General features: G+C 65.6%; 7 protein-coding genes. 5 read left to right on the top strand and 2 right to left on the bottom strand.

Going from position 1 to position 6,960, the window contains the following annotated elements; all coding sequences use genetic code 11:
* Positions 1–1,270: heavy metal translocating P-type ATPase (locus AS181_RS18315; RefSeq protein ID WP_139114217.1), on the top strand; the 1,270-nt coding region annotated here is incomplete at its 5' end.
* Entirely contained in the window at positions 1,267–1,614 is a 348-nt protein-coding gene (locus tag AS181_RS18310) for a metal-sensitive transcriptional regulator (RefSeq protein WP_058252960.1), read from the top strand. The genes AS181_RS18315 and AS181_RS18310, both read left to right, overlap by 4 nt.
* A gap of 22 nt (positions 1,615–1,636) precedes the next feature.
* On the opposite strand, the gene AS181_RS18305 is transcribed toward AS181_RS18310, so the two are convergent.
* Positions 1,637–2,572 carry a M23 family metallopeptidase gene (locus tag AS181_RS18305; RefSeq protein WP_058252959.1) on the bottom strand — a complete coding sequence of 312 codons (936 nt, stop codon included), beginning with the start codon at positions 2,570–2,572 and terminating at the stop codon, positions 1,637–1,639.
* 269 nt (positions 2,573–2,841) lie between these two features.
* On the opposite strand from AS181_RS18305, the gene AS181_RS18300 reads away from it, so the two are divergent.
* Positions 2,842–3,495 (top strand): DUF305 domain-containing protein, encoded by a 654-nt coding sequence (locus tag AS181_RS18300; RefSeq protein ID WP_058252958.1) that lies wholly within the window; start codon positions 2,842–2,844, stop codon positions 3,493–3,495.
* A 28-nt stretch (positions 3,496–3,523) separates the two neighbouring features.
* Here the strand turns inward: AS181_RS18300 and AS181_RS18295 are convergent, their stop codons facing one another.
* Positions 3,524–4,474 carry a M56 family metallopeptidase gene (locus tag AS181_RS18295; protein ID WP_005179979.1) on the bottom strand — a complete coding sequence of 317 codons (951 nt, stop codon included), beginning with the start codon at positions 4,472–4,474 and terminating at the stop codon, positions 3,524–3,526.
* Between the two features lie 235 nt (positions 4,475–4,709).
* On the opposite strand from AS181_RS18295, the gene AS181_RS18290 reads away from it, so the two are divergent.
* The gene (locus AS181_RS18290; protein ID WP_058252957.1) at positions 4,710–5,027 is read left to right on the top strand and encodes a hypothetical protein; all 318 of its coding nucleotides are present in this window, start codon (positions 4,710–4,712) and stop codon (positions 5,025–5,027) included.
* Positions 5,028–5,162: 135 nt separating this feature from the next.
* Positions 5,163–6,503 carry an IS256 family transposase gene (locus AS181_RS18285; RefSeq protein ID WP_254859612.1) on the top strand — a complete coding sequence of 447 codons (1,341 nt, stop codon included), beginning with the start codon at positions 5,163–5,165 and terminating at the stop codon, positions 6,501–6,503.
* Positions 6,504–6,960 lie beyond the last annotated feature (457 nt).

The following is a 6,960-nucleotide window of genomic DNA, read 5'->3' as shown; positions in this document are numbered from 1 at the left end:
CGCCCAGCGGCTGGCCGATTCCGCCGCAGCGCTGCTGTTCTGGTTCGCGCTCGGCTCAGCGATCATCACCGCCATCGTGTGGACGGTCATCGGCCAACCCGACCAGGCGGTGATTCGAACCATCACCGTGCTGGTCATCGCCTGCCCGCACGCACTCGGCTTGGCTATCCCCCTGGTGGTGGCCATTGCCACCGAACGCGCCGCCCGCGGCGGCGTGCTGGTCAAAGACCGGTTGGCACTTGAGGCCATGCGCACTGTGGATGCGGTGCTGTTCGACAAGACCGGAACCCTGACCAAGGGTGAGCCCACCGTCATCAAGATCGCGGCCGCCGACGGCGTCGATGAGGACACCGTGCTCACCCTGGCCGCCAGCGCCGAAGCCGACAGCGAGCACCCGCTGGCGCGAGCAATTGTCGCAGCGGCCGGCGACCGCGCCCAGCCGGTTCCCGCGGCCACCGACTTCACCTCGTCACCGGCGGTTGGTGTGACCGCTCGCGTCGAGGGTGCCACGGTGCGGGTGGGCGGGCCCCGCATGCTCGAGGAACAGGGCCATCAGGAACTGGCCATCGCTGATCGCTGGCGCGCCGACGGCGCAATCATCTTGCATGTCACCCGCGACACTGAGCTGATCGGAGCTGTCAAACTCGCTGACGAGGTGCGTGGGGAATCCCGCCAAGCCGTCGAGGCGCTGCACGCCCGCGGGGTCGAGGTCGTGATGATCACCGGCGACGCTGAAGCGGTCGCGCACACCGTCGCTCACGACCTCGGTATCGACCGGGTGTTCGCCGGTGTACGCCCGGAAGACAAAGCCAGCAAGGTGGCTGAGTTGCAGCACGAAGGACGCAAGGTGGCGATGGTGGGCGACGGCGTCAACGACGCCCCGGCCTTGGCCCAAGCCGATGTGGGCATCGCGATCGGGGCCGGTACCGACGTCGCGATCGCCTCGGCCGGGGTCATCCTCGCCAGCGACGACCCCCGCTCGGTGCTGTCGGTCATCGAGCTGTCGGACGCCAGCTACCGAAAAATGAAGCAGAACCTGTGGTGGGCAGCGGGATACAACCTGATCTCGGTACCGCTGGCCGCCGGAATTCTCGCGCCCATCGGGTTCGTCCTGCCGATGTCGGTCGGAGCGATTCTGATGTCAGCCTCGACGGTCGTGGTCGCACTCAACGCGCAACTGCTGCGCCGACTCGACCTGCAGCCAGGCGCGAGTACAGTGCGTGGACTGCAGCACAACCGACCGAGATCCATTGAGAAGGTGAGTCCATGACCGCTGCGTCCGCACCGGGACAATCCTCCACCCCGGAAGAATCCTCTGCCTCGGAACACTCCTCCCACGGTTACATCAGCGACAAGGGCAAATACCTGGCCCGCCTCAAGCGCATCGAAGGCCAATCCCGAGGTATCCACCGGATGGTCGACGAGGAGCAGTACTGCATCGACATCCTGACCCAGATCTCGGCGCTGACCAAGGCACTGGAGGGGGTCGCGCTGGGTTTGCTCGACGACCACCTCACCCACTGCGTGCTCGATGCCGCCCACGCCGGCGGGGACGAGGCGCAGGAGAAGATCGCTGAAGCCTCGGCGGCCATCGCTCGCCTCGTTCGTTCCTGAGCCACCCACCACGCCGGGTTCGTCACAGGCGTGGTTCGCCGACCCACTGCGGCACCACCGGCCCCGGCGCGCGGGCGTCGGCATCAGCGGCCATCGCCAGAACCACCCCGCGATCGGCCAGCCACTGTGCCGGATCAACGTTGACTCCCGTCGGATCGAGAACCTCGAAATGCAGATGCGGGCCGGTCGACACCCCACGGTTGCCCACCGTGGCGATCGATTGGCCCATCCGTACTCGCGCGCCCTGCTCGAGCAGATTCTCGTCGTTGTGGCCGTAGGTGGTGATCGTGCCGTCATCGTGGCGGATCCGCATCCACAACCCGAACCCCTCAGCGGGTCCGGAGGTGATGACCTCCCCGTCAGCCACAGCGACAATCGGCGCACCCAGATCATTACCGATATCAATGCCCTGATGGCCCCGTCCGTCACCGAAGGTGGACGTGATCTCACCCGCAGTCGGCGCCACCGCACCGCCACTACCGGGCAGCAGCGGTGTCGGCGTTCCGGGTTCCTGCGGCTGGGGGCCATGCGGCTCGTTCGGATCGTGCGGCACGATCGCGGCGATCAGGGTGGCCACCAGCCGAGCCAGCGGTAACGCGTCGATGATCCGGAACCCGTCTATCGGATCAATGCGCGAAAACGTGCCGAAGCACTGCAGCGCGGCCACACTGCCCGCATCGCCGACACTGCCCGACTGGGCCTGAGCGCCCAGGCAGGACGCCGCCTGCGTGATCGGCTCCCCCAAACTCGCCGCTGCAGCACCACCCAAAGCGGCCTTCACCGAGTCCTGCACGATCGCGATCAACTCCCCGGCCACATGTCCATCGGTCGAGGCCGCCGCCGGTGCGGTGGCAATCACAGGCGCAACGCCCACACACACCGCCACCGCCACCCCCAGCGCCTTGGGGCCCCACCGCTGCCCCGCCTTGACCCGTAGCGATGTCAACACCATCTGCATGCGGTCGCACCTTCCCCACGGACGTCGTAGACCCACGCACGAGTGCCATGCGTGTACCCGCGAGATCACACCACAAGTCACTTGTGCCCCACCAGTCACACGCGGCTCCACTACGAAGCGAACTAATCAGGCATTAGCGGCTTTGTTTGCGCAGTTCACCGCCCGTTTTCCCGGCACCGGACAGGCGACTAACTACTATCGGCGTTAGTAGAATCGTTATCGAAGCGCCGCCGGGCGGTGGCGAAGTATCACCCTTGAGGAGGAGATCGATGAGAGCCACACGAACCGGTGTCGTCGTTGCTGCCGCAGCGGCTGTTCTGACAGTGGTGGCCGCGTGTTCGGACACCTCGACTGAGGATCATTCCTCGATGTCGGGGATGGGTACCAGCACGGCCAGTACCGAATCCTCAGCGGCGGCCACTGCCGAACACAACAGCGCGGACATCTCGTTCGCCCAGCAGATGATCCCGCACCACACCCAGGCGATCATGATGAGCGACATCCTGTTGGAGAAGGACAACATCAACCCCCAGGTCGTCAGTCTGGCCCAGCAGATCAAAGACGCTCAGCAGCCCGAGATCGAGCAGATGCAGTCGTGGCTGAAGCAATGGGGAGCCCCACTCGAGGGCCAGGGACACAACATGGACATGGGTACGTCGATGGCGCCGGGTTCCTCCCCGATGCCGTCGATGATGGGCATGATGTCGCCAGAACAGATGCAGCAGCTACGCGACGCGCAAGGAGCCGAGGCGTCGCGCCTGTTCCTGACGCAGATGATCGAACACCATCGCGGCGCCATCGCCATGGCCAAGACCGAGATTCAAGACGGCCAATCGCCCGAGGCGATCGCTCTGGCACGTCAGATCGTCACTGATCAGGAGAGCGAAATTGCGAGGATGCAGCAGCTTCTCAACAACCCCTAGCGGTCGGACCTGCCCGGGTCGGTCTCGGCTACACACACATCGCGATCACCATCGCCGAGACGACACCGGACACCGCTAGCGTGGTCGGCACCGCCACCACACCAGCCACCGCCGCGGCAGCACCCACATGATGACGTCGCGACCGGCACCGGTGACCGGAGTCCAAGCGGCTCAACCGAGGCCCCACCGACGACGAATCGCTGATCGACAACACACCCACCGGGCCCGCTACAGGTCCCGAACGGGCCAACGTTCCCAACGCCGAGCAGACCGCCCGCGCACCCACCAGCTGGGCCGCGCGGGCATCGGCGGCTTGCTCGACCAAGCCGGCGACCTCACGGCCCGCGCGGCTGAACAACGGAATCAGCGGGAACGCACGCCCGAGAGCGCGGGCCGCCAACACCACGGTGTGATGACGTTGCCGCCGGTGTGCGCGCTCATGAGCAACGACGGCATCGAGTTCCTCACCGGACAACGCCGCCTGCAACCCGGTCGTGGCGGCAATGCCGGCATCCTTGCCCGGCAGACAAAACGCCATCGGCCGCCCGTCGGCGAGCCACCACACATCGGGATAGCGCTCACTGCGGGCGCCCACCAACCGCAACGACTGAAGATACTCCTCACGAGCACCACGCATCCGCACCGCCGATCGCACCGCGATCGTCACCGCTCGGACAATCGCTGCCACGGTCACCACCGCCAGCACGCCACCAGAGATCGCTTCCACCCGCGGGGATGCGCCGTGTGACAACACCCGCAGACACGACACCACCTCAGACAACGAATGGATGCCGAAATGACCGGGAACCGCCAGCGTCACAACAGCTCCCACCCACAACAACGCAAACACGACCTGCGCGGCCGGCCAGGCCACCAACACCCAACGAGCATCGATACGGCCCTGCACCCGAACCATCCATCGAGGCCACAGCCAGCCCAGCACACCTGCGGCAACAACTAACACCACCGCTGCACTCATGGATGCTCACCCATCGTTCGCCTCGATCCTCGACGCCCGCCGTCGTGCTCGCTGAGACCCACGCTCAATACACCTTCCCGGCGGTCCGCCACCTGCACCACCAGCCAGTATGCCCCAGGGGCTCGTCCGTGACGCCGCAACTCCAGCACCCACCGCGCCGCCAATTACTAGGCCCTATAGTAGTTAGATGACGCGGGTTGACCCAGCCTGCGCGTACTAGTTCGAGGGATGCGCTGTGACCGAGAACCCGAGGGGGACGCACTCGCCCCCGGACGACCACCGTCGTCAGTATCTGCATGCCATGCGCGACGTCTACCGGGCACCCACGCCATACTCGGCCCACCAGTTCTTCCACCGCGCCCATCACTTCAGCGTCACCTCGAACCGACGCCGCCACCTCGCCGCACACATCGGTCTCGTCCGCCACCTCGCTGCGATCGGCGACCTCGCCGGGGCGCGTCACCACCTCGGTACGGTCCTTGCCTCCCTCGTCCTCCAAAGACATTGCGGCCAACAACCTTCGCAGGCTTCCATCCCCATCCAGAAGTCGTGACCACGACCGCGACGCCCCAGAGGGCCAGGGTGGCTCTCTACCGACCCTCTATCCCGGTCTCGCCGCCGCGACTGTCGCTGATTCGGTGTAAGTGGTTGTGATCGCCCCCGGCGTGGGGCAGGAGGAATCACGACGATGACCGACACTATCGGGGGCGTGGATGCCCCGGTGGCAGGGCCGGTTCAGACCGGTCGGGAACACGATGTCACCACCGCGGATGCGGTGCGTGAGCTCTCGAAGGCCGAGCAGGCTTTGGTGAGCGATCTGGTACGTAGCTCACGCGCTCAGGGGGTGGCGCTGACCGGTCCTGACGGGCTGCTCAAAGCATTGACCAAGAGCGTGCTCGAAGCCGCGCTCGATGTGGAGATGACCGAACATCTTGGCTACGACAAACATGACGTGGCCGGCCGCAACACCGGCAATTCACGCAACGGCACGCGCACGAAACGGGTCCTGACCGATGCGTGCGGGCAGGTGCCCATCGAGGTCCCCCGCGACCGCAACGGCACCTTCGACCCGGTGATGGTCGGTAAGAGCAAGCGTCGCGTCACCGATGTGGATCGGGTGGTGCTGTCGCTGTATGCCAAAGGCCTCACGACCGGCGAGATCTCGGCGCATTTCGCCGATGTCTACGGTGCGTCGGTGTCGAAAGACACCGTTTCGCGCATCACTGATCGGGTCATCGAGGAGATGGTGGGTTGGTGGGCGCGCCCGCTGGAGAAGGTGTACGCGGCGGTGTTCATCGACGCGATCATGGTCAAGATCCGTGACGGGCAGGTACGTAACCGGCCGATCTATGCTGCGATCGGTGTTGATCTCGACGGGCACAAAGACATCCTCGGCATGTGGGCCGGTGACGGGGGCGGCGAGTCGGCCAGGTTCTGGTTGGCGGTGCTCACCAACCTCGAGAACCGGGGTGTCCGCGACATCTTCTTCGTTGTCTGTGACGGGCTGAAAGGGTTGCCCGACAGTGTATCTGCCGCATTCCCGTTGGCCACGGTACAGACGTGCATCATCCATCTGATCCGCAACACCTTCAAGTACGCCTCCCGCAAGTACTGGGACCAGATCAGCGCCGATCTCACACCGATCTACACCGCGCCGACCGCCGCTGAGGCCCGGCTGCGGTGGGAGGAATTCGCTGAGAAGTGGGGAAAGCCGTACCCAGCGATCGTGGCACTGTGGGAGAGCGCGTGGGAGGAGTTCATTCCGTTTCTTGACTACGACGTCGAGATTCGGCGGGTGTTGTGCTCTACCAATGCGATCGAAAGTCTCAACGCCCGTTACCGGCGTGCGGTGCGCGCTCGCGGGCACTTCCCGAACGAGCAGTCCGCACTCAAAACGCTGTACCTGGTGACCCGGTCGCTGGACCCAAAGGGTACCGGTCAGACGAAGTGGGCCGTACGCTGGAAGCCAGCGCTCAACGCCCTGGCCATCACGTTCGCCGATCGTATGCCCGCAGCCGAAGAACGCTGACCCACCGAGCAATCGGAAAACCGCCGCTTACACCGAATATCGGACAGACCCTCGTTTCGGCCGAGTCGGCTCGGTCATCCGCTATGCGGCCGACATCCCGGCGGTGGCGGTGTGAGCGTTGTGGAGGTGTGAGATCGGACCGGCGGCGGTCCTCCAGAAGGTCATGACGTTCGGCTTCTTGCGTGGCTTCGCGCAGCCTCCGATCGCGGGCACGCTCGGCTCGCGGAGGGGCCAGTTTTGCGGCGAGTCGGGTGGTGGTGCGCCGCGGAATGTCCCCTGTCGCAACGGTGTGCGGTGAGGGCTTTCCTGCGCGGCTGCTCGAACCGGATACGGCGCGGGTTCGGAGGTAGGTCGTCGAGGGTTTCGAGGGAACCGCTGCCGTCACCCGCTGTCGGGGTGCCCGGCCAGGGCTGGCCGAGGCGTGGACGGACGTGGTCTGTCGCGGCGCCGGCAAACC

The sequence above is a fragment of the Gordonia sp. SGD-V-85 genome (assembly GCF_001456905.1).
Classification (GTDB): Bacteria; Actinomycetota; Actinomycetes; order Mycobacteriales; family Mycobacteriaceae; genus Gordonia; species Gordonia hongkongensis.
This window is presented reverse-complemented; position numbering and strand designations above follow the sequence as displayed.

What these genes read in the sequence shown, in the direction of transcription:
- AS181_RS18305 (WP_058252959.1), bottom strand. Translation starts at nt 2,572, where the DNA reads ATGCAGATGGTGTTGACATCGCTACGGGTCAAGGCGGGGCAGCGGTGG.
- AS181_RS18300 (WP_058252958.1), top strand. Translation starts at nt 2,842, where the DNA reads ATGAGAGCCACACGAACCGGTGTCGTCGTTGCTGCCGCAGCGGCTGTT.
- AS181_RS18285 (WP_254859612.1), top strand. Translation starts at nt 5,163, where the DNA reads ATGACCGACACTATCGGGGGCGTGGATGCCCCGGTGGCAGGGCCGGTT.
- AS181_RS18310 (WP_058252960.1), top strand. Translation starts at nt 1,267, where the DNA reads ATGACCGCTGCGTCCGCACCGGGACAATCCTCCACCCCGGAAGAATCC.
- AS181_RS18295 (WP_005179979.1), bottom strand. Translation starts at nt 4,474, where the DNA reads ATGAGTGCAGCGGTGGTGTTAGTTGTTGCCGCAGGTGTGCTGGGCTGG.